The following is a 22335-nucleotide window of genomic DNA, read 5'->3' as shown; positions in this document are numbered from 1 at the left end:
TCAAAACTCCCTTTTTCGCTTCGGTAAAATGGTTAAGTGGGGGTTAATGCAGGGTTAAGGAGATTTTAGGGCATTGGGATATGGTTTAACCTAAGGGGCAACCGCCCAGTACTTATAGGTCCAAGACGGTCGAGGTCGGTTAATGCAAGGTTAATGCCTTTGTTTTGGTGGGGCTTCAGGGCGGTTTGTACTACTTTTGGCAGCATGGATAAGCGCATTTACATATTAATCGGAGGCTCGCTATTGGCGTTGATCGCGCTTTCCGGTATACAGTATTATCTGATTTCAGATGCCTATGCCGTCAAAAAGGAGGCCTTTATGAAAGAGGTACGCGGCGAGATGAAGTTTTTGGATAGTGAGGCCGTTTTCGACGATTTGGAAGATGCCTATGTTCACCATCTGCAAGCAGCTGTCAAACAAGGCTTTGCCCAAGGTTGGGAACAAGAACGTATGCTGGGTGGTTTCCGTAAATTCTTGGATTCGTTGAACCAAGGTTTCCAGGCGGCCTATACACGCGAACTTGAAAAGAGAAACTTGCCCTACCATATCGATTACCAAAAAGATATTACGGGTATGTACCTTTTTGACATCGTTAAAAACGATACCCTAATGTCTACTGGCAAACAAGAGTTTTTATTGTTCGGAAAGGACCTGGAGCCCGATAACCGCATGTTTTTCAATTCGGGCCGTTGGGAAAGCAGCTCCTTTAGCGATGATGGCGAAGACCTGCTTCCAGAACAACATTGGGTATCGGTGATCGAACTCAAGGAATATGTATCCGTACCGAATTCCAAGAGTATCATTTTTAAGCGTATGGCTGGTATTTTGGCCTTGTCCATTGGCAGTTTACTGGTGGTCATCATACTTTTTGTCGCTGCCCTACGATCGTTGTTGACCCAGAAGAAACTGGCCGATATCAAAACCGATTTCATCAACAATATTACCCATGAGCTCAATACCCCCTTGGCCACTTTAGAGATCGCTACCAAAACCCTACGTAACCCCAAGGTACAGCACGATCCCGTTTTGCTAGAGAAAGGTCTGGACACCGTATCCCGTCAATCGGATCGCCTTCGTGGTTTGGTAGATCAGGTGGTAAACCACAGTTTGGGCCATAAGGCCATCGGTTTACGCAAAGAAGAAATAGAGCCACAGCTTTTCTTAAAGGACTTGGTAGATGATTTTAGTATTAAAGTGCCCCAGAAATCGGTCAGTATGTTATGGGGCCAAAAGGTGCCCAAACTATGTATTGACCCTTTCCAGTGGACCACCGCCTTGCAGAACGTGTTGAACAATGCCGTAAAGTATGGCGGGAACCAAATCGATATAGAAAGCACCTTGGACCAGGGGTATTGGCGCATTACCATCAGTGACGATGGACCCGGGATTCCCAAAAACGAACAAACGGCCGTGTTCGATAAATTTTATAGGGTAAAGATGGGCAACCTTCATAATGTAAAAGGCCTGGGTCTGGGCTTGTATTACGTAAAGCAGATCGTTACGGCCCATAACGGAAGCCTAAGTCTGGCGAGCGAACCAGGGCAGTATACGGCCATAACCCTAAAAATTCCGGTGCAATGAGTACGATCTTATTGGCAGAAGACGATACCGATTTCGGAAGTATTTTGAAGCAATACCTCGAATTGCACGGCTACGGGGTCCATTGGTATGCCGATGGGGCCACGGCCTGGACACATTTTCAAAAGCAGGAAGTGGATATCTGTGTGCTCGATGTTATGATGCCCGAATTGGACGGCTTTTCCCTGGCCGAAAAAATGATCGCCCTCAAACCGGAAACCCCCTTTGTCTTTTTGACGGCAAGAGGGCAGAAGGAAGATAAGATCAAAGGCCTGAAACTGGGGGCCGATGACTATATCGTAAAACCCTTTGAGGCTGAAGAACTGGTATGGCGGTTGCGTAACATTGTAAAGCGTAGCCGATCGGGTAGTCCGACCAAAATGGAAGCCCCCTTAATGAAGATCGGAGGCTTTGAATATGATGGCGAACGCTTGGAATTAAAAGGCTTTGGCCATACCCAAAGGCTTACCGAAAAAGAAGGCCGCTTGTTGGTCTATCTATATAAAAACAAAAACCGTTTGATCAAACGGGAAGAGATCCTAAAAGCCTTATGGGCCAATGACGATTTCTTTTCGGGCCGTAGTATGGATGTTTTCATTAGCCGTTTACGGAAATACTTGGCCCATGACCCCGAAATCTCCATTCAAAGCATCCGCGGACTGGGCTTGGAGTTTAGGGTAGGCTAATACCCGAAGGGACCGGGATCATATGAATTAAATTAAACCTCGCTGAGCTTTTGGCCGGTAGGGGTATCGAATCAAAAAAACGTAAAAAATGAAAAATGTAGTAGTAAGCCTGATCATGGCGATTTCAATGGTAACAACGGGCATGGCCCAAGAAAGCAGATCTAGTAGCCGGAGCAGTTCCTCAAGTAGTAATATCTCTATATCGGTCAGTGAGACCAATACCAGCTATAAGGTTAAATCGAGCTTTAGTAAAAAGAATACCGAAAAATTGATCGATTTTCTAAAATCGGAACTAGGGGCAGAAGGTATGCGGGTCAATGGTAGTTATGTATGGGCCGATGTGGCCCAAGGCGAGAAATCTTTTGAATGTACCGTAGGTAAGGGCAAATGGCGGGTGTTTATGGATCGTAACCTTATGGGAAAGGCCGATTATACCGATAAAAAGAAGATCATGGAAAGGGCCGCCGAGCTTGTTGGCGGTCGTAGTCGTCCAAAATATGAAGGGGCTTTAAGGGATTATGAGATAAGCAAAGAGTCGGCCGAACGCAGTTACGAAAGGGCACAGCGCCGACTAGAGCAGGCCCAAATGGAATTGGAACGCGCCCAAGGTGCCTTGGAGCGGGCCCAAAAAGAATTGGAGACCAAAAAGAAAGGGAAGCAGAATTAGTAATACCAAGCTAACCACATCAAATCAATCAAAAAGCGAATGGGACAAGTCAGGTGTTATGCCTGGCTGGTTTTTTTTCACCCAGACCTGTCAGGTTTCCAAAACCTGACAGGTTTTCTTGGATTTGGGTTCGGCGTGTAAAACCTTTATATTTAGATAATTAAACAATTTCAATATCCTTGATTAGTCATTTGCCAGCTAAAGAGGTCACATGATGGGCGTTATTGGTACTAAAGGCATACTGAAAGAGACATGGAATACTAACCAACCCAACCCACACTATGAAAAAATCAATGATTAGACTGGTTTTGGCGCTTTGCCTTTTGTCATTACCCAAGTTGTATGCTCAAGACTTCCATGGCAACCAAAAAGATATCGACCTCATACTTAAAAGTAAGGCTGATTTTTCAAAGAATTTCGTGAATGGTGATTACGATTTGGTAGCAAGTCGCTATACCACAGACGCCAAATTATTCCCGAATAAAATGGAAATCGTACAAGGTGCGGACCAGATCGCTACCTTTTGGAAACTGCCGGAGACCATAACCTACCTTTCCCACAAGATTACCCCTTCAGAAATCAAAATCGTAGACGACCATGCCTATGCCTATGGGCACTACGCCGGAACTTGGCAAAATGAAGCGGGTACCGAAAGTAAGGTGCATGGGAAATATGTAAACGTCTGGCGTAAAGAAGCCGGCCAATGGAAGGTGTATTTAGAAATTTGGAACAGCATCGAAAAATAGGGGTACTATGAAGATATTACGCACTTGGCGGGGCTGGACCTCCCATGAAAACGCCCCGATTTATGAGGCTATGTTGGCCCAAGAGGTTTTTCCGGCGGTAAAGGCCAAAGGGGTGACCGGACTGGAAAAAGTAAGTATTGCTACCCAAGAATTGGAACATGAAGTGGAATTCTTTTTAACCCTTCAATTCGATAATCTGGCATCGGTCAAACAATTTGCTGGCGACGATTATATCAAAGCCTATATACCTGATAATGCCAAAAAAGTATTATCCCGATACGATTACGAGGCCCAACATTATACCCTGAAAGGCGAGTTGGTATTTTAACCGCTATAGTTTGTTTTGTATAAGAAGCCGGATGCACCCTACAATGTTGGCCAAATAAAAAACAGCCACCCCAAGGCAGCTGTTTTTACACGAGTACAATACTAGACCTGTCAGGTTTTGTAACCTGCCAGGTCTGTTGTTTTTTGGTTATAACGTCCAGGCTTTGCCCCCGGTGAGTTCGTTCAGGTCGCCACAGGCAATGTATTCGCCCGGTACGGGCAAATAGGCCAATTGGTTCTTTCCGATTTCTTCCGTGTTTTTAAAGGCCCAGATACAGGTGTTTCGCAAGCCGTCGGCAAAGGTAAAATGCGCGGTCTCATCGGCCAATTTTGGGCTGCCCCCGGCTTCTACGGCCTCCATAAATTCGGCTACGGCCTCGTTATGGGCTTTTTTGGCGGTCTTATCCACATCTAAAGCGGTGGCCAAAGTGGCCTGAAGATCGGCGGCATTAAGATCGGCGGCAGTTTCCTTACCACTATCGGCCACGGATTTCTCCAAGAACTTGCCGAATAGCATTTTAACGAACTGTTGCTGCGCTACGGGTACCACTTCCTTATTAAAACCATCTACGAAAACGTGAAGGCCCAGCTCCGAGGCCGAAGGGGTATCGGTTTTGGGCAACAAGATATCTACCAAATGGGTAAGGGCCTTCCCCTCGTCCATACTAAAGAATTCGGGGGTCCAAGTGGGAGCGGCTTCCTTACAGCTCTTTAATAAGCTAAAAACCGCCGGGGTGGCTGCGGCATAACCGAGTCCCCATCCTATATTTTTAAGTGCTTTTCTTCTATCCATTACAAAAGTCCTTTTTTAAATTGTTCGGCAGCATGGTTGGCTGCCCGGGCCGAAAAGGCCATATAGGTCAGCGACGGGTTAACGCAAGAGGCCGAGGTCATAAACGAACCATCGGTTACATACACATTGGGTACACTATGTACTTGGTTATGCTTGTTCAATACCGATGTCTTGGGGTCGTGTCCCATACGGGCGGTACCCATTTCGTGAATACCGAGTCCGGGAGCGCCGGGTAAGTCGTAACCTTCTACATCGGTGCATCCGGCCGCTTCGAGCATTTCAATGGCCTGTTGTACCATATCTTTACGCATTTCCCATTCGTTTTCCTTCCATTCGGCATCGAAGGTAACCGTCGGTAAGCCCCATTGGTCCAGGTTATCGTAATCCAAGGTCATACGGTTATCGGGGTGGGGTAGTTGTTCTCCAAAGCCCATAAGGCCCATCTGCCATCCGCCGGGTTTGGTAATGGCATCCTTAAGGTCTTTACCAAAAGAGGCCTCAGCAATACTTTCTTCCCAGTTGCCCCTTCCGGCACCGCCTTGGTACCCATAACCCCGTTTATAATTAGGTTGGTCGCTATCGCCGCCCAAGTTCCTAAAGCGAGGTACGTAAACACCGTTCGGCTTGCGTCCTTTGTAATATTTGTCTTTAAAACCCGGGAAATTTCCGCGGGCACCGGCCTTAAAATGGTGGTCCATGAGGTTTCGGCCCAATTGATCGGAATCGTTACCCAGTCCATTGGGGAAACGCTCCGATTTCGACTGCATTAAAATAGAGGTAGAGGCCACAGCAGAGGCGCAAAGGAAAATGATCTTAGCCTTAAAGATATGTTCTTCTTTGGTCTCACGATCGATCACCTTTACCCCGGTCGCTTTTTTGGTTTTGGGGTCGTAGATCACCTCATGTACGATCGAATCTACCCTAAGCGTAAGGTTTCCGGTGCGTTCTGCGGCGGGTAGGGTAGAAGAATTGCTGCTAAAATACCCCCCGAAAGGACAGCCGCGGATACAGCGGTTACGGTACTGGCATTTGGTACGCCCCTCAAAAGGTTTGTCGGAGGTGATATGGGCCACCCTTCCGGCCGTAATGACACGTCCGTCGAATTTTTCAGCCACTTTCTCACGTACTTCCTGCTCTACACAGTTTAAAGGCATCATAGGTTCGAATTGGCCATCGGGTAGTTGCTCCAAGCCCAATTTTTCACCACTGACCCCAATGTATTCCTCTACCTTATCGTACCAAGGGGCAATGTCTTTGTAACGTACGGGCCAATCTACGGCCGTACCATCCTTTTTGTTGGCGGCAAAATCGATATCGCTCCAACGGTAACTATGGCGCCCCCAAAGTAGTGAGCGTCCGCCGACATGGTAACCCCGCATCCAATCGAAACGCTTGGTTTCGTTATAGGGATGGTCAACATCGTCTACAAAGTAAAAATGGTGTGGGGCTTTAACGGTATAGCCCGTGCGCGCCTGTTTTTCTTGGCGGGCCATTTGTTCGCGAGTCAACTCGCCATTGTTCGGAAAATCCCAAGGATCCATATTGGCGGTCTTATAGTCCTCGATGTGTTTGATCATACGACCGCGTTCGAGTACGAGGGTCTTTAAGCCGTTTTCGCACAATTCCTTCGTCGCCCAGCCTCCGCTAATGCCGGTTCCCACTACTATGGCATCATAGGAATCCTGGGGTTCATTGTAATAAAACTTACTCATTTATTGTGGTTGTTTAAGTTGAGAATAGGGTTCAATATAAAATTAATTTTCTACATTTAACCGCTTAGAAATTAGGGAAAAGCCAACTATAACGTTGTAGTTTTGATAATAACCCCGGTATAACCAAAAAATGATGAAGAATTATCGATTGGCATCCAAAGGATTGATGCTCGGATTAGGTGTTTTGTTAATCAGTTTCCAGTCTTGTAAGGAAAAAAAGAAAGAAGTAGTAGCAGAAGCCGAAGTTGTGGCCGAAGAAGTGGCCCAAGAACCATTTTTTAAATTGTCGCTGGCCCAGTGGTCAATGCACAATATGATCTGGAAAGATGGGGTGGATCCCTATCAATTTGCCGAAAAGGCCAAAGGATGGGGGTTTAGTGGTTTGGAATATGTAAGCGGACTATACTATAACGAACTTAAAAAAGATAATTTTTCTGAGGCTGCCATGGCCAAGTTCGTAGAACGTAGCAATGCCGAGGCCAAAAAGTACGGTATGGAAAACCTGTTGATCATGATCGATGGTCAGGGGGATTTGGCCACACCTGATGCCGCCAAGCGTAAGGAAGCTGTAGAAAACCATTACAAATGGGTAGATGCCGCCGCTGCCATGGGGTGCCATACCATTCGCGTAAACCTGGCCGGAAGCAATGAAAAAGAGGCCTGGACGGCTGCCGCGGTAGACGGACTTACCCAATTGGCTACCTATGCCAAGGATAAAAACATAAACGTTACCGTTGAGAACCACGGAGGGCTATCGTCTAACGGGGCCTATTTGGCCGAGGTTATGGCCAAGGTAAATATGGATAACTGCGGGACCTTGCCCGATTTCGGAAACTTCTGTATCAAACGTGAAAAAGGAGGTTGTGCCGAATCGTACGATATCTACCAAGGGGTAACCGAACTTATGCCTTATGCTAAGGCCGTTAGCGCCAAATCGCACAATTTCGATGCCGAAGGTAACGAGACCGAAAAAGATTATGTGAAGTTGTTGCAGATCGTAAAAGATGCCGGTTATACCGGTTATATCGGTGTGGAGTACGAGGGCAGTGAACTGTCTGAGGAAGATGGCATCATCGCTACCCGTGATCTATTGGTCAAGGCGGCAAAAGAAGTGAAATAAAAGTATGGGTTAAAAAGGGTGCATAACCAGTGCCCAAAAACCCAATAACCACCAGTACCTATGCAAGTGTTTTTCCATCAACTTTTTGACTACGATTACCAATTGAACAAAAGGTTGATGGATGCCCTTGCGCATACCCAAGAGGTGCCTCAAAAGGCCTTGGATTTATTCAGCCACATCTTGAATGCCCACCACATCTGGAATAAAAGGTTAGCGGGTAAGACCCCGGAACTTGGTGTTTTTCAAACCCATGAACCCAAGGCTTGGGAAGCCATTCACGAAGACAATCAGCGCACCACTTTCGGGCTTATTCGCAATGCCGATGGTTTTGAAGGCTCTATAACCTACACCAATTCCAAAGGCGATGTGTATACCAATGTGGTCCGCGATGTATTGTTCCATATCGTAAACCACGGTACCCATCATAGAGGGCAGATCAATAGCATCTTACGGGAAGCTGGACTTGAGCCTATTCCCTTGGATTATATTTTTTACAAACGTTAAAACCCAATCCCAATGAAACCCATAGTACGGGCCCAACTTTCGTTTATGATGTTCCTGGAATTTTTTATCTGGGGCGGCTGGTTCGTTACTTTAGGTACCTTTTTGGGTCAGATTCTAAATGCCACTGGGGCTCAAACGGCCCAGGCCTATTCCACACAGTCTTGGGGAGCGATTATCGCACCTTTTATCATAGGATTAATAGCCGACCGTTTTTTTAATGCCGAGCGCATACTCGGGGTGTTGCATCTGGCCGGCGCCGTACTCATGTACCTCATGTACGGTACCGACGATTTTGCCACCTTTTACCCCTATGTCTTGGGCTATATGATTTTGTATATGCCCACTTTGGCCCTGGTAAATTCGGTGGCTTTTAACCAAATGAAAGATCCCGCCAAGGATTTTCCATTGATACGGGTGTTTGGTACCTTTGGCTGGATAGTGGCCGGCTGGATCATAAGTTTGGCCTTTTCTTGGGACTCCATGGAAAACTTGGAGGCAGGATTATTGAAGAATACCTTTTTGATGGTGGCCATAGCCTCAGCGGTACTCGGGCTGTTTAGTTTTGGCTTACCCAAAACGCCTCCGACCGCTAAATCAATTAAAAAGGTAGGGATAGCCGAAATGCTCGGCTTGGATGCCTTAAAATTATTAAAGGATAAGAACTTCTTGATATTTTTTATCGCCTCGGTATTGATATGTATTCCGCTGGCCTTTTATTATCAATACATTAGTTTGTTTTTGACCGAACTTCAGGTCGAAAATTCTACTTTTTGGGCCTCCATGGGACAATTTTCGGAGATATTTTTTATGCTTTTGCTTCCTGTTTTCTTTAAGAAATATGGCTTTAAAAAGACCATTTTGGCCGGAATGATTGCTTGGACCGTTCGTTATATGCTTTTTGCCTTTGGTAATGCCGGAGACCTCTTCTTTATGTTGGTCATAGGTATTGCCCTACATGGTATCTGTTACGATTTCTTTTTCGTGTCCGGTCAAATCTATACCGATAGCAAGGCCGGGGAGCAATATAAAAGTTCGGCCCAAGGCTTGATCACTTTGGCCACCTATGGGGTGGGTATGCTCATCGGGTTTTGGGTGGCAGGTAAAATTACCGATATGTTCCTGTTGCAGGGTGGCGGACACGATTGGGAACAGATCTGGGTGTACCCAGCGGCCTTTGCCTTTGGAGTCATGCTATTGTTCGTGCTGTTATTTAAAAATGAAAAAATAGAATACAAAGAATAATTCATCTACACTAAAAATCATTTCATATGCCGAAGAAGATCAGATTGGGAATCTTAGGTGGTGGGGGAGACTCCCTCATCGGGGTGCTACACCGGGTAGCCTCTTTTATCAATGACAATTACGAAATTACCGGGGCCGTATTTAATCCGGATCACGAGCAAAGTTTGGCTTTTGCCCGCGAGATCGATGTACCTACCGATCGCATTTATAAAGATTTCGACACTTTTGTGGCCGAAGAAATGAAGTTGCCCGCCGAAGAACGTATACAGGTGGTTTCGGTGTTAACACCCAACTTCCTGCATTTTCCCATGGCCCATAAGCTATTGGAAAATGGGTTTCATGTGATTTGCGAAAAGCCCATGACCACTACCTTGGAAGAAGCAAAACAATTGCAGGCGGCCCAAGAAAAATCGGGAAGTATTTTCGGTCTTACCCATACCTATACCGGGTACCCTATGACCCGTCAGATCCGAAAAATGATCGAAGGGGGTATGTTGGGGAATATCCAAAAGGTCGATGCCAAGTACTACCAAGGTTGGATCAATGATCTGATCCACGATAAAGAAAAACGTACCACTACCTGGCGATTAGATCCGGCCAAATCGGGGGCCAGTTGCTGTAATGGCGATATTGGAGTGCATGCTTTTAATATGATCGAGTTTACCACTGGCTTGCGTATTAACGATATTCTGTGCGATATGAATAGTCTGTACGATGACAATCCGATGGATATCGATGCCACCACCTTGGTACGTTTTGATGGCAGTAAGGCCAAAGGGGTCATTAGGGCCAGCCAAATCGCTACGGGCGAGGAGAATAACCTGAGTATTGCCATCTATGGTGATAAAGGAGGTATTAAATGGGAGCAGGAAAATCCAAATTTTGTATATTATTTCCCCGAAAGCGGTCCTATGCAGGTGTACAAACCCGGACATGCCTATAATAGCGAGTTGTCGTTGAATGGCACCAAATTACCTCCGGGTCACCCAGAGGGTATATTCGATGCCATGGCCAATATTTATCTGGGTGTGGCCAAGGCCGTTCGCGGAGAAGCCTATGATGCCGGGGAGTTCCCGACCATGACCGACGGGGTTCGTGGTATGGACTTTATAGAAAAATCAGTAGCCTCTAACCAACAAGGAAACATATGGGTGTCCTTAGAAAGCTAAGACGTTAAGATAAGGGGAACCAGCCCCATATGCCAAGGGCCGCAGTTTGCGGCCCTTTTTTGTTTTTCACTTCGGTCCCTCTAGGGATAATTTGTTGTTTTTTTCGTTTAACTTTCTCAAATCTCAAATCTCAAATCTCAAATCTCAAATCTCAAATCTCAAATCTCAAATCTCAAATCTCAAATCTCAGACTAATGATGGGCCTCCTTGATATAAGCCCAGCCTTCGCCTTGTTTTAGGGCAATTTCCATAAAGGCATCGGGCACGGGTTCTATACCGGGGATCAGCATGGCATCGGTTACCTTAAAATGATCCATGGCAATGCGACAGATCTTAATGGAGACCCTCTCGTTCTTGACCAGTTTTTCCAACTCCTTGGCCACACTCGATTTCTCTTTGATGGCCATATCATACGATTTACCATAGAGTATGACCTCGAATTGGGAGTCGGGATAGTTTTTGCTGAGCAGACCCAAATGTAAGGCTACGGCCTTATGGGTGTTGGGATCCGGACTACTGACATCCATAACCAGTTTTATGGGTTTTTCTTGGGCCAATAATACAAGAGGTAAGAAAACCAGTGAGAGTATTACGATGTATTTTTTCATGTGGTGTTTTTTAGCAAATTGAAAATGACTGAATGAGTTCATTATTAATCTCCGGCGAATACATACCCACAACCATGTGCCTGTGCCCGAGCCAAGGCCCATACGCCTGATGGTACGATCTGTATCTGTGGTAAAACAGCTGCCGTTAGTTCGGCTTCAATGGCTTTGGCATCCCCACCGGTGCTTTGGGCGATAAACCCTGCATTTACGGAAATGGCCAAACCACAAACACAAAAAAGGGCGCCCCGTTCTTGAAGTCGTTTGATTCCTTCTATAGGAGGTAAGATGAAATCACCGGGTTTAGGGTCGTAATAGGGGTTTCGTAAAGCGGGTTTTTGGGTATAGTCATTTACGTTGAAATGCTCTCCCAGCTTGTATTTTTTCCAGACACTGTCATCCATGGCAAAGGCAATGGCGTTATGCCGAAGTACCGTCATCGCCGTGATATCCGAATCCGGAGAGCCGGTTTGGTTATTGGTCAGGTAAAAAGCCCAGTTCCAGGCGATAGGAAAACCATGATGCGGTGTAGAGCCATCATAGACCACCCGGTGGGTACCTTTTATTTTTTTAAAGAAGGCTTCCGCTTCCGATACCATGGTGGGGTGGGGGGGTGGGGCCATGGCCGCATGTAAAGGATTGATAAAAGAGGCCAAGCCGCTAGCCGTTGCGCCCAGGGCCAAAGCCCCGATAAAATTCCGTCTAGAGTTACTATTGTTCATTTCCATAATCTTGTGGGTATTAGGTTGATATTTCAGGAAACGAAGGTAGGTTAGGGTATAAACGGAAGTATGTAGTATTCCGTCAAAAGGGAGGGGTATTTATGCAACCTCCTTGAGAATTATTTCGTCTTTTTTATACCATGGGTTTGCCAATAATAGGTCATAATGGGTTGAAAAGGTCCCAATTGGTGCTGGCTAATACTAAAGTTATCGGAGTAGGGCGGATAGGGGCTAGAGACCGGTTTTTTAAGTTTGTTCGGAAAATCGGCTTGTAAATTGGCCTTTACCGGCCGTTCTTGCTGGTTAATAAAACCGGCCACATCATAGGCCTCGGCATCGGTGAGTATAGGGTTGTCGTAGGTGGCGCCATAGGGCATATTACCTTTAATAAAACGGGCCGCGGTAAGTACACGGGTCATACCGGCCCCATTGTTGTACGAATCGGGTCCCCATAAAGGTGGGTATTGGTAATAGCTATCCGTACCACGTTTACCTTGTCCGTCGGCACCATGGCATAGGGCACATTGCTTTTCGAAAACTTCTTTACCATGCTTAAGATCTACGGCCCTTTCCGGAATTTCTATGGACACGAATCCCTTTTTGGCATGTTGGCCATCCGAATCCCGGCCCAACCAATTCAGATAGGCCACAAAGGCTTTCATTTCTTCGCTGGTTGGATCCAACATCCGTCCGTTCATACTGCGTTCGAAACAACCGTTGATCCGCTCTTCAATGGTACCCATTTTATCTTCCCGTCCGCGGTACTGCGGAAAACGTTGAACCACCCCGATCAAGGAGGCGGCATAGGCCTTGGTGCCCCCATGTAAATGACAGTTGGAGCAGGCCAAATGATTGCCACTATAGGGCTCCCAGCCGTTTTTGTTTTCCGGGCCTAAATGGGTTGGGGTATCGTAAAAAAGTTCAAATCCGTAGCGGGTACGTGCCGAGGTTTCCGATCCATCTTGGGGAAGGCTATGTTGAATTAGGTTCAGTTCGTATGAAGATAGTGGTTTTGGAACGTTGGTTTCGGTTTTGCAACCCTGATAAAGTAAGGGGGTCAGTATTCCAAACATAAGAATACAACCACTACCCCATAACAGGGTGTTACAGATGCGTTTCAACTGTTTTTGAAAGGGATGTGCATTCATACCAAGGCGTTAAATATACTAGCTTATCGACAAAGTTTGGCGTAGTATGACATAGGGATAGGGATTATTTAGTCAAAAGCAGTTATTATATAGGCATGGAAGCTTTTGGTCGTCCGTGACCGAGACATGGGAAAAAGTGGAAGTAACTCAAACGTTATCGTTGGTTTTTCGCCCTTTTTAGGGCTTGTAAAAGGCTTGGTGAACCCTAAGAATCATTATATTTACCCATAGTCCTTTCCACAATGGGAGGGCAGATCCATAACATAATTCAACCGCACAGATAGATGAAGACAATAAAAGGACCAGCCGTCTTTTTGGCACAATTCGTTGATAGTGAAGCCCCGTTCAATAGTTTGGACGGACTTTGTAAATGGGCCGCCGACCTGGGGTATAAAGGCATTCAGATTCCCACTTGGGAAAAGTTCCTGATCGATGTAGACCTGGCTGCTGAGAGTCAGGATTATTGCGACGAACTCAAAGGCAAGATCAATAGTTACGGTCTCGAGATCACCGAGCTATCTACCCACCTCCAAGGGCAATTGGTGGCCGTACATCCGGCCTATGACCTTATGTTCGATAATTTTGCTCCAGATGCTTTTAAGAACAACCCAAAGGCCCGTACCGAATGGGCTATACAGACCGTAAAGAATGCCGCAACGGCCAGTAGAAGGTTGGGCTTGAATGCCCATGCGACCTTCTCGGGCTCCTTACTTTGGCATACGGCCCACCCTTGGCCACAACGTCCTCCAGGATTGGTAGAGATGGGCTTTGAAGAACTGGCCAACCGTTGGTTGCCTATTTTGAACCATTTCGATGAGCAGGGGGTAGACGTATGTTACGAGATACATCCGGGCGAAGATCTGCACGATGGCGATACCTTCGAACGCTTTTTAGAGGCTACGGGTAATCATAAGCGGGTAAACATTTTGTACGATCCCAGTCACTTTGTATTGCAGCAATTGGACTATATCACCTATATAGACCACTATCACGAATTCATCAAATCGTTCCATGTAAAGGATTCCGAATTCAACCCTACCGGAAAGAAAGGTAGTTTTGGTGGGTTTAACGACTGGGGCGACCGCGCCGGAAGGTACCGTTCCCTGGGCGATGGCCAGATCGACTTTAAGACCATATTCTCTAAACTGACCCAATACGGCTGCGACGTTTGGGCGGTCATGGAATGGGAATGTTGTATAAAAAGTCCGGAACAGGGTGCCCGTGAGGGAGCCAAATTTATTTCGGACCATATTATAGAAGCTACCCAAAAAACCTTCGACGATTTTGCCGGGGGCGATGTAGACAAGGAGCACCTGAAGAAAATACTGGGACTCTAATGCGGGCTGTTAACTATGTAGCGATCTTGTTTCTGGGCCTATCACTTAGCCTAGGATGCAAGGGCGAGGCCAAAAAACAGGAATCCCAGGCCGAAGAGGTGGTAACGGAGTCGACCGAAGTCAACACCAAACCCGATGCCGAATGGACAGTGTTATTCGATGGCACTTCCTTTGCGGGGTGGCATGCCTATTTAAAAGCCGGTCAGCCGATACCCGATGCTTGGTCTTTGGAAGAAGGGGCTATGGTCTTTGACCCAACCAAAAGGGTAGGTAAGAGCGACCATAGTTATACCTTAATCAGCGATAGGGAGTACACCAGTTTTATTTTGGAACTGGAGTGGAAATTATTGACCCCAGCCGGTAATTCCGGTTTCTTTTGGAGTGTGAACGAAGATCCCGCCTATACCGAAGCCTATATGACCGGGGCCGAGATCCAGGTACAGGACAATGCGGTATATCCTACCGAGGTGCATGATCATAGGATCCGTAAAGCGGGTGCTGTTTTCGGTATCGTACCTTCCGCTTCCGAAGAGGTAGTAAACCCCATTGGCGAATGGAACAGCTACCGCATCACCATAGATCATAGCCGCAATCAGGGTAAAGTGGTACTCAACGGAACCGATTTGATTGAATTCCCGGTAAACGGACCGGAATGGAAAGCTCTGGTGGATGCTTCCCATTTTGGTACTTGGAAAGGATTCGTAACTTCCCAAACCGGAAAATTAGGGCTTCAAGATCACGGAACCCCAGTGGCCTATAGGAATGTTAGAATCAAGGAAATACGTTAAAGAACGAATCAACAACTACAATAAATAAACGACTCAACATGAAAAAAATACAGCTAATAGCCATGGCAACCTTGGCCTTAACCAGCTTGGGAGCCTGTAAGGAAAAGCAAAAAAGTACGGATAACAGCGCTGCGGAAGCCGAAGCCCAAGCCGAAGTGGTGGAGACCCAGCCCACTACCCAAGAAGGGGAGTGGGAGGTATTGTTCGACGGTTCTTCTTTAGACGGATGGCGCGGCTATTTGGGGGAGACCATGCCGGCCGCCTGGAAATTGGAAGATGGCGCCATGGTGTTTTATCCGGAAGCCCGAAAAGAAGGGGAAAACAGCAATATCGTTTCTAAAGGCACCTATACCAATTTCGTATTGTCCTTGGAGTGGAAGATTTCCGAAGCCGGAAATTCCGGAATATTCTGGGGCGTAAAAGAAGACCCTAAATACGGGCAACCCTATGCCACCGGACCTGAGATTCAGGTGTTGGATAACGATAAACATCCCGATGCCAATCGTGGTGGAAAAACCCACCAGGCCGGGGCCCTATACGATATGATCGCCCCATCGGAAGATGTTACCAAACCCGTGGGTGAATGGAACCATTGTGTGATCACCATCGACCATAACAAGAATATGGGTAAGGTGGTATTGAACGATGTAGAGATCGTAAACTTCCCGGTACACGGCGAAGCTTGGGATGCCATGGTAGCCAAGTCTAAATTTGCCGATTGGGACGGTTTTGGGGATTTCCCAACAGGTCATATTTCTTTGCAAGATCACGGCGATATCGTGGCCTATAGGAATATCAAAATCAAAAAATTATAGGTGATGCGGATAAAAGTTTTGGCCCTTTCCTTGATAGGATGTTGTAGTGCGATGGCCTGGGCCCAACAAAAAGAACCGACCAAACCCGCTGAAACCGAAGTATACGAACCGGTACCCCCGAAAGTAAGGGTGAATGAAAAAGGCATACCGTCCGATGCCATTGTATTGTTCGACGGCAGTAATTTGGATGCCTGGATGAGTGGTCGCGATGGCGATGCCGCCCAATGGACCCTCAATGCCGATGGTAGCATGACCGTAAAGGACAAGGCAGGCGATATACGTACCCGACAAGAGTTTGGTAGTGTACAATTGCATATCGAATGGAAATCGCCGGCAGAAGTGCAGCGTAAAGGTCAAAACAGGGGCAATAGTGGCATCTTTTTACAAGACCGCTACGAGGTTCAGGTATTGGACAATAACAACAATGACACCTACGTCAATGGACAGGTCGGATCCATTTACAAACAAGCCATTCCTTTGGCCATGGCCTCAAAGCCTTCGGGGGAATGGAATACCTACGATATCATTTACCATGCCCCGGTTTTCGGGAAATTGGGTGAGGTAATCCAAAAAGGAAGTCTCACCGTAATACACAATGGGGTATTGATCCAAGATCATTTCGAATTGTTGGGTACTACGGAGTATATCGGTTGGCCCAAAAACAAACCCCATGGTAAAGGCGCTATCCGCCTACAAGATCATAGGGACAATAGCCGGGTAAGCTACCGCAACATTTGGGTGCGGGAGCTGGAATAACAATCACCTTAGGTAATATCCAAAATGTGGATTTGTTCTAGGCTCTAATTGTATTGCATAAACTTTCATACCCCCTCTCCTGCGGGAGAGGGTTGGGGTGAGGGTAAAACGGTGTTAAAGTCCAAATGACCTATTAAAAAGTAATCTCTAACCGTTCTGAAAAGAGCGGTTTTTTTGCTTATTGATGCGGGTTAGGTAGGGCCCTCACCCCCCTGCCCCCTCTCCCAGGGGGAGAAGGGGAGTCTTGTTTGCCTAAATCAATCAGGTAAAGCCCGATTCCGTATCTTTATCGTCTAATTCGACACGCGAATGGACGCACTACTCAACGTATGGATTTTCGGTGGCATTATATTGGCCGTGGGACTGATCTATAAATTTTTTCCTCCGAAAAAAATCAACAATTGGTATGGGTATCGTACGGCCCGTTCCATGAATTCACAAGAAGTCTGGGAATATGCCAATAAATTGGGCCCCAACCTGATATTTGCAGGCGGATTCCTTAGTATTTTAGTTGGAAGTATAACTGCCTATTTACAACCCGAAAAGGCGAACACCGCGGCCTTGGTGGCCATGTTTGTTGGCGCCATTGGCGGTATCGTTTGGATCGAGGGCAAATTGAACAAAAAGTTTGGGAAGCCCAACCCCTGATCAAGGGTCATTCGGTTTTGCTAGTCTCTTTACGCCACCACCAATAGGTAGCCACACTCAAAAGAACGGCCATAAGCACATAAGGCATTTGAAGGGCAACCATGGAGAGCCCATCGAGTGCCGAATCGGACTGGAACAAACCCGAAGGAATGGGTTGGTTGGTTTGGGTTTCCCGTAGATCAAAAACACTGATGGTTACAAAATTGGCCCCGGTATGCAGCCCCAAAGCACCCCCGATCCTTTTGGTCTTAAAATAAATAAAGCTGAAGAATACCGTATGTAATGCGGGTATGAGTATGCTAAAGAACAAAAGCTGGCCGGAAACCTCAAAAGAAATACTCTTTAAAGCGACGAAAGCCACCATAAATACCATAGCGAACCATATCCCATAATTCGATTCCAGTTGGGTCAAGGGGTAGGGTCGGGTAAATAATTCGGTACCCAGATCGGCAATAAAAATAAATAGGAGGCCGTATAGTAGGTTAAAAGCTCCCGATTCAGGCCGAAGTACCCAAGAAAAACCGGCGATTTCGCCTTGAATCAAGGCCACCATGCCCCATAAAAGTATACCGATCAGCAGTCCGGAATAAAACTCCATATTGTTTTTACGGTTAAAGGAAACACCAAGGGTGGTCATGGTGTTGCCCGCTTGGGCTGCCATACGTTTACTCAAATACCAAGAGACCCAGGCAAAGAGCGTAAAGAATAACAAATGGTTGAGGTTCCCGGGTAATGTAAAGGGAAGGAAAAAGAGGATAAAACCTTTCCGGAGAACAATGTCAAGTACCCAAAGTACGATAAGGAAAACCAAGGGTCTTAATAAGGGTTTCATAGGTTTTGTTGGTTGGTTTTCAGCAATATATTTAAAAAATTCGATACTGTCACTAGGCTAGGATTTACCTTGATGGTATTCAAGGATCTTTTTGTATGTTTAAACACCTCAATTAGGCTTTTAGATATGATATCGTATTCCTCCTCTTTTACCCCATTGCGTTTTTTTGGGTTATGCTTCTGTTTGTTTCTTTCCATGGCCTCGGCCCAAACGACGGATGAAGATTTAGGCGCTCTTAAATTCCGTTTCGTAGGCCCGGAAGGTAACCGTACCATTGCCGTTGCTGGGGTACCCGGCGACCCTATGGTCAATTATATCGGGGCGGCTTCGGGCGGCCTCTGGAAAACCACGGATGGGGGTATACAATGGAAATCTATTTTTGATGGTTTCGAGGTGTCGTCGGTGAGTGCCTTGGCTTTGGCCCCTTCGAATCCCGATACGGTTTGGGTAGGTACGGGAGAGACCTTTTTAATCCGTCCGGCCCATGCCATGGGCGACGGGGTGTACCGTTCTACCGATGCCGGTAAGACCTGGCAAAAAATGGGATTGGATAAAACAGGCCGAATCGCCCGAATCGTGGTACATCCGACCGATGCCAATATTGTTTATGTGGCGGCTTTGGGCCATGCCTATGGTCCGCAAGAAGAGCGGGGGCTCTATAAAACCACCGATGGGGGTAAAAGCTGGAAACTGATTTTACACATAGACGAAAATACGGGCGCCTCCGATATAATTCTAGACCCCCAAAATCCTGATCGGTTAATGGTAGGTATGTGGAGCATACACATCAATACCTGGGGGCTGAATAGTGGTGGGCCCGGTGGAGGCGTGTACCGCAGTCTCGATGGGGGTAAAACCTGGCAAGCCATGCATACCAACGGTCTGCCCGGGGGAGCAAAGCGGCCCGTGGGGAAAACAGGCTTGGCCCTTTCACATAAAACTCCCGATACGGTATATGCTTTGTTTGAAATCGATAGTCCTGCCCTTTACCGTTCCGACGATTTTGGAAACAGTTGGACTTTGGTCAGTAGAGATCATAGCATGAACGAAAGGGCGCCCTATTATACCCGTATGGCGGTGTCTACCGATAATTCGGAAGAGTTATATTTCTTAAATGTCAAATTTGGGAGTTCCAAAGATGGAGGCAATACTTTTACGGGGGGCTATGCTGCCGGGGGCGATAATCACGATATGTGGATCGACCCTACCAATGCCGATCGTATGATCGTGGCCCACGATGGGGGTACCAGTATATCCCTGAACCGAGGTAAAAGTTGGCAGCGTATCGTATTGCCCATAGCCCAAATGTACCATGTGGCCGTCGATGACCAAATTCCCTATAACCTTTACGGTAATCGCCAGGATGGGTATTCGTATAAAGGTCCTAGTAATAGCCTGCAAGGATATATCCCCATTGGTTTGTGGCAGGGTGTGGGCGGTTGTGAAAGTGGTTTTGCCCGCCCCGACCCCTTTGATAACAATATCGTTTGGTCGGGTTGTTACGATGGGGGTTTGGAACGTTATAATGCCAAAACGGGCCATGCCCAAGACGTACGCGTATGGCCGGAAGCAGGTTATGGTTGGGCACCGGCCGATATGAAATACCGCTGGTATTGGAATTTTCCGCTCAGTTTTTCGCCCCATACCCCACATCGGGTATATGTGGGTAGTCAGTTTGTACATAAAAGTGATGACAATGGCCATAGCTGGCAGATCATTAGCCCGGATCTGACCAAGAACAAGGCCGAACATCAACAGGCATCGGGTGGGATTGCCGTAGACAACCTTATGACCTTTGATGCCGCTACCTTAATGGCCATAGAAGAATCGCCTGTGGAACCCGGCCATATTTGGGTAGGTAGTAATGATGGGAGTCTACACCTGAGTAAAAATGGGGGCGGCCAATGGGAAAACCTTTCCGATAAGATTCCCGTACTCCGCGATGGGGCTCAAATATCGAGTATCCAGGTATCCAAACACCAAAAGGGAACGGCCTTTGTGACCATAGATCTGCATCAAATGGGCGACTTTGATCCGCATATATATATGACCCAAGATCATGGCCAAAACTGGAAGGCGGTCGGGGCCGGCATACCGAAATCGGTACATAGTTTTGCCCATGTGGTCAAAGAAGACCCTAAAAAGCCCGGCATGCTCTATGTTGGGGTCGACAATGGGGTATACGTTAGTCACAATTACGGAAATACTTGGATGCGTTTACGCCTAAACCTGCCTCCAGCGCCGGTCTATTGGCTCGACATTCAGGAACGTTTCGACGATTTGGTAATCTGTACCTATGGTAGGGGCTATTATATTTTGGATAATCTAGAACCCATACGTAAAATAGGGGAGGCCAAGGCCGATGCGGCCATGGCCCATTTGTTCGCCTTACGTCCGGCTTATCGCTTCCATAACAAACAAGCCATTAAGACCGATGGCCCCAGCTTTAACAGTGGAAAGAATCCGGCCTATGGGGCCGATATCAACTATTTTCTAAAGGATAGTACCGAGGCCGATATCCAAATCCAGATCCTCTCCTCCGAAAAAGAGGTCGTCCGTACCCTAAAAGGCACTGGTAAGAAGGGCATAAACCGGGTCATGTGGGACCTGCGTTACGAACCCACCTACAAACCCAAGTTACGTACGAGTCCACCAGGGCGGCCTTGGGTACAACTCAATGGCGAAGGCTGGCGGCCTTTGGTAACTTGGGACCTGGACCTTTGGCGAGGGCAGTTCGGCCCTAAAGTAGTACCCGATACCTATAGCGTAAAACTGATTATCGAGGGTCAAGAATATACCCAAAAGGTAGCGGTTCTTAAGGACCCCGATTCGGAAGGTGATTTGGAAAGTATTACAAAACAAGTGGCCCTTTCGTTAGAGTTACGCGATGCCATAAACCAAGCGGTGGAAATGATCAATAGCGTTGAGGTATTGAGAAAAGAGTTGGAGGCCCTTTTACCCGAATTGAAACGGCCGGCAGATAAGCGAAAAGCCCAACAAATGCTGGTCAGTGCCGAGGGCATTGCCGGGGCTTTGTACGACATACACCTTACCGGGGCACGGGAAGATGCCTTTCGCTCTCCCATGAGGCTATATGGCCGCCTTAGTGCCTTGGCCAGTGATCTAACGGGCCATGGCATCGATTTTGAACCGACCGAACAGCAACAGGCCGTTTTTAACGTATTTGACCAACGCTTACAGCAGTCCATGGCCGATTACGAACGTTTGGTTCAAAAAGACTTAGAGGCCCTGAACAAACAATTGCGAAAAAGTAAATTGGAAATCGATGCGCAACTTAAAATGTAGGGATAAAATCTCCACCAAGAATCAGGCTCGATTGTCGTTCCTGGGCCAATCCCAAGTTTTGCTCCTATTGCTTTTTTGGGGACCTATGGTTATTGGGCAAACCGCCCCCGAAATATTGCAAAAGACCATAGCCTCCATAGATACTATTGAGACGCTACATTACAAGCAAAAGATGTTTCGTTCCAACCCTCAAAACCTAAACGATACCATCCGCAGACATAGGGAAATGTATTTTAAGCGGCTGGCCACCGATTCCATTGTTGGGGTTAAGGGCCATTGGTATATGTATGTGCACGATACCATACATGTGATTTATGAAGATATTTATGATGGGCAACGCCTGCTACGTGTAAACCATAAGGACAAAATGGTAAGGATTTTTGATCTACAAAAATATCCGGCTTTTAGGCAAAAGCATTTTTGGAGCCATAATACGTGGTATGGGATGCAGTTCGAGTTTAAATATATGCTTCGGCACCAAGAATTGTATACCATAAAAAGACGGCCCGACACCACGGTTAATGGCCGGGAATGTTATGTGGTGTCGGTGGTGCTACAGGATAAAATGGGTATGCCTGGTTTTGCCTTACAGCTGCAGGATCAAGCGGGCAGGGTTTCGGAGAATCGGTATTTTATAGATAAGGAAGGCCTGTATCCGATACGGGTTCAAGGTCAGTTTTATAGTAAAGGAAGTCTGGAGCAAATAGTTTTTATCGACCAGACCTATGTAGATATCCATCTTAATCCTATCCTTGATGAAAACACCCGTTTTAATACGGAGACCACGGACTTGTATGGGTACGAAGCGATCGAGATGCGACCGGAGTAAGTGAA

At 46.8% G+C, this 22335-nt stretch carries 22 protein-coding genes; 16 read left to right on the top strand and 6 right to left on the bottom strand.

The genetic code is table 11. From position 1 onward, the window contains the following. The first annotated feature begins 204 nt into the window (after nt 1-204). From B7P33_RS10200 to B7P33_RS10180, 5 genes are all read left to right on the top strand, one after another. Nucleotides 205-1581, top strand: coding sequence for a sensor histidine kinase (locus tag B7P33_RS10200; protein WP_172435919.1), 1377 nt, complete (start codon nt 205-207; stop codon nt 1579-1581). Beyond that, nucleotides 1578-2264 (top strand): response regulator transcription factor, encoded by a 687-nt coding sequence (locus tag B7P33_RS10195; RefSeq protein ID WP_097441862.1) that lies wholly within the window; start codon nt 1578-1580, stop codon nt 2262-2264. The genes B7P33_RS10200 and B7P33_RS10195 overlap by 4 nt, the downstream gene beginning before the upstream one ends. Before the next feature lie 88 nt (nt 2265-2352). Further along, nucleotides 2353-2931 (top strand): hypothetical protein, encoded by a 579-nt coding sequence (locus tag B7P33_RS10190; protein WP_097441861.1) that lies wholly within the window; start codon nt 2353-2355, stop codon nt 2929-2931. A gap of 281 nt (nt 2932-3212) precedes the next feature. Beyond that, nucleotides 3213-3677: a YybH family protein gene (locus B7P33_RS10185; protein WP_097441860.1), complete on the top strand. Its 465-nt coding sequence runs from the start codon at nt 3213-3215 to the stop codon at nt 3675-3677. Nucleotides 3678-3684: 7 nt separating this feature from the next. After that, a complete protein-coding gene (locus B7P33_RS10180) occupies nt 3685-4005 on the top strand; it encodes an antibiotic biosynthesis monooxygenase (protein WP_097441859.1) in 321 nt (106 codons plus the stop codon). 147 nt (nt 4006-4152) lie between these two features. Here B7P33_RS10180 and B7P33_RS10175 read toward each other — a convergent pair whose 3' ends face one another. Both B7P33_RS10175 and B7P33_RS10170 read right to left on the bottom strand, forming a co-directional pair. After that, complete coding sequence (locus B7P33_RS10175) at nt 4153-4797, bottom strand: gluconate 2-dehydrogenase subunit 3 family protein (protein ID WP_097441858.1); 645 nt, start codon at nt 4795-4797, stop codon at nt 4153-4155. After that, the gene (locus B7P33_RS10170; protein WP_097441857.1) at nt 4797-6509 is read right to left on the bottom strand and encodes a GMC oxidoreductase; all 1713 of its coding nucleotides are present in this window, start codon (nt 6507-6509) and stop codon (nt 4797-4799) included. Before B7P33_RS10170 ends, B7P33_RS10175 begins: the two co-directional genes overlap by 1 nt. 133 nt (nt 6510-6642) lie before the next feature. Here B7P33_RS10170 and B7P33_RS10165 point away from each other — a divergent pair, with 133 nt between their 5' ends. From B7P33_RS10165 to B7P33_RS10150, 4 genes are read left to right on the top strand one after another with little or no spacing between them, the layout of a single operon-like run. After that, on the top strand, nt 6643-7629 hold the full coding sequence (locus tag B7P33_RS10165; protein ID WP_097441856.1) for a sugar phosphate isomerase/epimerase family protein: 987 nt from the start codon (nt 6643-6645) through the stop codon (nt 7627-7629). Between the two features lie 60 nt (nt 7630-7689). Next, the gene (locus B7P33_RS10160; RefSeq protein WP_097441855.1) at nt 7690-8133 is read left to right on the top strand and encodes a DinB family protein; all 444 of its coding nucleotides are present in this window, start codon (nt 7690-7692) and stop codon (nt 8131-8133) included. A gap of 12 nt (nt 8134-8145) precedes the next feature. Continuing rightward, nucleotides 8146-9375, top strand: coding sequence for a nucleoside permease (locus B7P33_RS10155; RefSeq protein WP_097441854.1), 1230 nt, complete (start codon nt 8146-8148; stop codon nt 9373-9375). Nucleotides 9376-9401: 26 nt separating this feature from the next. Then, nucleotides 9402-10544, top strand: coding sequence for a Gfo/Idh/MocA family protein (locus B7P33_RS10150; RefSeq protein WP_097441853.1), 1143 nt, complete (start codon nt 9402-9404; stop codon nt 10542-10544). Nucleotides 10545-10735: 191 nt separating this feature from the next. On the opposite strand, the gene B7P33_RS10145 is transcribed toward B7P33_RS10150, so the two are convergent. The 3 genes from B7P33_RS10145 to B7P33_RS10135 form a co-directional block, all read right to left on the bottom strand. Continuing rightward, nucleotides 10736-11152: a DsrE family protein gene (locus B7P33_RS10145; protein WP_172435918.1), complete on the bottom strand. Its 417-nt coding sequence runs from the start codon at nt 11150-11152 to the stop codon at nt 10736-10738. Nucleotides 11153-11196: 44 nt separating this feature from the next. Then, nucleotides 11197-11877: a twin-arginine translocation signal domain-containing protein gene (locus B7P33_RS10140; RefSeq protein ID WP_097441851.1), complete on the bottom strand. Its 681-nt coding sequence runs from the start codon at nt 11875-11877 to the stop codon at nt 11197-11199. 113 nt (nt 11878-11990) lie between these two features. Continuing rightward, entirely contained in the window at nt 11991-13019 is a 1029-nt protein-coding gene (locus B7P33_RS10135) for a c-type cytochrome (RefSeq protein WP_245871746.1), read from the bottom strand. 284 nt (nt 13020-13303) lie between these two features. Between B7P33_RS10135 and B7P33_RS10130 the strand changes: the two genes are divergently transcribed. From B7P33_RS10130 to B7P33_RS10110, 5 genes are all read left to right on the top strand, one after another. Further along, nucleotides 13304-14356, top strand: a complete 1053-nt coding sequence (locus B7P33_RS10130) for a sugar phosphate isomerase/epimerase family protein (RefSeq protein WP_097441850.1) — start codon at nt 13304-13306, stop codon at nt 14354-14356. Next, the gene (locus B7P33_RS10125; protein WP_097441849.1) at nt 14356-15144 is read left to right on the top strand and encodes a 3-keto-disaccharide hydrolase; all 789 of its coding nucleotides are present in this window, start codon (nt 14356-14358) and stop codon (nt 15142-15144) included. The genes B7P33_RS10130 and B7P33_RS10125 overlap by 1 nt, the downstream gene beginning before the upstream one ends. Before the next feature lie 38 nt (nt 15145-15182). Continuing rightward, nucleotides 15183-15959, top strand: a complete 777-nt coding sequence (locus B7P33_RS10120) for a 3-keto-disaccharide hydrolase (protein ID WP_097441848.1) — start codon at nt 15183-15185, stop codon at nt 15957-15959. Nucleotides 15960-16010: 51 nt separating this feature from the next. Continuing rightward, complete coding sequence (locus B7P33_RS10115; protein ID WP_245871777.1) at nt 16011-16715, top strand: 3-keto-disaccharide hydrolase; 705 nt, start codon at nt 16011-16013, stop codon at nt 16713-16715. 309 nt (nt 16716-17024) lie between these two features. Next, nucleotides 17025-17363, top strand: coding sequence for an SdpI family protein (locus B7P33_RS10110; protein ID WP_097441846.1), 339 nt, complete (start codon nt 17025-17027; stop codon nt 17361-17363). 7 nt (nt 17364-17370) lie between these two features. On the opposite strand, the gene B7P33_RS10105 is transcribed toward B7P33_RS10110, so the two are convergent. After that, nucleotides 17371-18195 (bottom strand): CPBP family glutamic-type intramembrane protease, encoded by an 825-nt coding sequence (locus tag B7P33_RS10105; RefSeq protein WP_097441845.1) that lies wholly within the window; start codon nt 18193-18195, stop codon nt 17371-17373. A 126-nt stretch (nt 18196-18321) separates the two neighbouring features. Here B7P33_RS10105 and B7P33_RS10100 point away from each other — a divergent pair, with 126 nt between their 5' ends. Together B7P33_RS10100 and B7P33_RS10095 are read left to right on the top strand one after the other, a co-directional pair. Beyond that, complete coding sequence (locus B7P33_RS10100) at nt 18322-21501, top strand: WD40/YVTN/BNR-like repeat-containing protein (RefSeq protein WP_097441844.1); 3180 nt, start codon at nt 18322-18324, stop codon at nt 21499-21501. Next, nucleotides 21482-22330, top strand: a complete 849-nt coding sequence (locus B7P33_RS10095; protein WP_097441843.1) for a hypothetical protein — start codon at nt 21482-21484, stop codon at nt 22328-22330. The genes B7P33_RS10100 and B7P33_RS10095 overlap by 20 nt, the downstream gene beginning before the upstream one ends. Nucleotides 22331-22335 lie beyond the last annotated feature (5 nt).

Source organism: Sediminicola luteus, assembly GCF_002514735.1.
In the GTDB taxonomy this organism is placed as follows: Bacteria; Bacteroidota; Bacteroidia; order Flavobacteriales; family Flavobacteriaceae; genus HQA918.
Note: the sequence above shows the minus strand (reverse complement) of the source record. Positions and strands in the feature narration are given on the sequence as shown.

Excerpts from the sequence above, each read along its gene's own strand:
- B7P33_RS10150 (WP_097441853.1), top strand. The coding sequence starts at position 9,402 with ATGCCGAAGAAGATCAGATTGGGAATCTTAGGTGGTGGGGGAGACTCC.
- B7P33_RS10095 (WP_097441843.1), top strand. The coding sequence starts at position 21,482 with ATGCGCAACTTAAAATGTAGGGATAAAATCTCCACCAAGAATCAGGCT.
- B7P33_RS10175 (WP_097441858.1), bottom strand. The coding sequence starts at position 4,797 with ATGGATAGAAGAAAAGCACTTAAAAATATAGGATGGGGACTCGGTTAT.
- B7P33_RS10130 (WP_097441850.1), top strand. The coding sequence starts at position 13,304 with ATGAAGACAATAAAAGGACCAGCCGTCTTTTTGGCACAATTCGTTGAT.
- B7P33_RS10110 (WP_097441846.1), top strand. The coding sequence starts at position 17,025 with ATGGACGCACTACTCAACGTATGGATTTTCGGTGGCATTATATTGGCC.
- B7P33_RS10145 (WP_172435918.1), bottom strand. The coding sequence starts at position 11,152 with ATGAAAAAATACATCGTAATACTCTCACTGGTTTTCTTACCTCTTGTA.
- B7P33_RS10100 (WP_097441844.1), top strand. The coding sequence starts at position 18,322 with ATGATATCGTATTCCTCCTCTTTTACCCCATTGCGTTTTTTTGGGTTA.
- B7P33_RS10195 (WP_097441862.1), top strand. The coding sequence starts at position 1,578 with ATGAGTACGATCTTATTGGCAGAAGACGATACCGATTTCGGAAGTATT.
- B7P33_RS10200 (WP_172435919.1), top strand. The coding sequence starts at position 205 with ATGGATAAGCGCATTTACATATTAATCGGAGGCTCGCTATTGGCGTTG.
- B7P33_RS10105 (WP_097441845.1), bottom strand. The coding sequence starts at position 18,195 with ATGAAACCCTTATTAAGACCCTTGGTTTTCCTTATCGTACTTTGGGTA.
- B7P33_RS10160 (WP_097441855.1), top strand. The coding sequence starts at position 7,690 with ATGCAAGTGTTTTTCCATCAACTTTTTGACTACGATTACCAATTGAAC.
- B7P33_RS10135 (WP_245871746.1), bottom strand. The coding sequence starts at position 13,019 with ATGAATGCACATCCCTTTCAAAAACAGTTGAAACGCATCTGTAACACC.
- B7P33_RS10140 (WP_097441851.1), bottom strand. The coding sequence starts at position 11,877 with ATGGAAATGAACAATAGTAACTCTAGACGGAATTTTATCGGGGCTTTG.
- B7P33_RS10125 (WP_097441849.1), top strand. The coding sequence starts at position 14,356 with ATGCGGGCTGTTAACTATGTAGCGATCTTGTTTCTGGGCCTATCACTT.
- B7P33_RS10190 (WP_097441861.1), top strand. The coding sequence starts at position 2,353 with ATGAAAAATGTAGTAGTAAGCCTGATCATGGCGATTTCAATGGTAACA.
- B7P33_RS10120 (WP_097441848.1), top strand. The coding sequence starts at position 15,183 with ATGAAAAAAATACAGCTAATAGCCATGGCAACCTTGGCCTTAACCAGC.
- B7P33_RS10185 (WP_097441860.1), top strand. The coding sequence starts at position 3,213 with ATGAAAAAATCAATGATTAGACTGGTTTTGGCGCTTTGCCTTTTGTCA.
- B7P33_RS10165 (WP_097441856.1), top strand. The coding sequence starts at position 6,643 with ATGAAGAATTATCGATTGGCATCCAAAGGATTGATGCTCGGATTAGGT.
- B7P33_RS10115 (WP_245871777.1), top strand. The coding sequence starts at position 16,011 with ATGGCCTGGGCCCAACAAAAAGAACCGACCAAACCCGCTGAAACCGAA.
- B7P33_RS10180 (WP_097441859.1), top strand. The coding sequence starts at position 3,685 with ATGAAGATATTACGCACTTGGCGGGGCTGGACCTCCCATGAAAACGCC.
- B7P33_RS10155 (WP_097441854.1), top strand. The coding sequence starts at position 8,146 with ATGAAACCCATAGTACGGGCCCAACTTTCGTTTATGATGTTCCTGGAA.
- B7P33_RS10170 (WP_097441857.1), bottom strand. The coding sequence starts at position 6,509 with ATGAGTAAGTTTTATTACAATGAACCCCAGGATTCCTATGATGCCATA.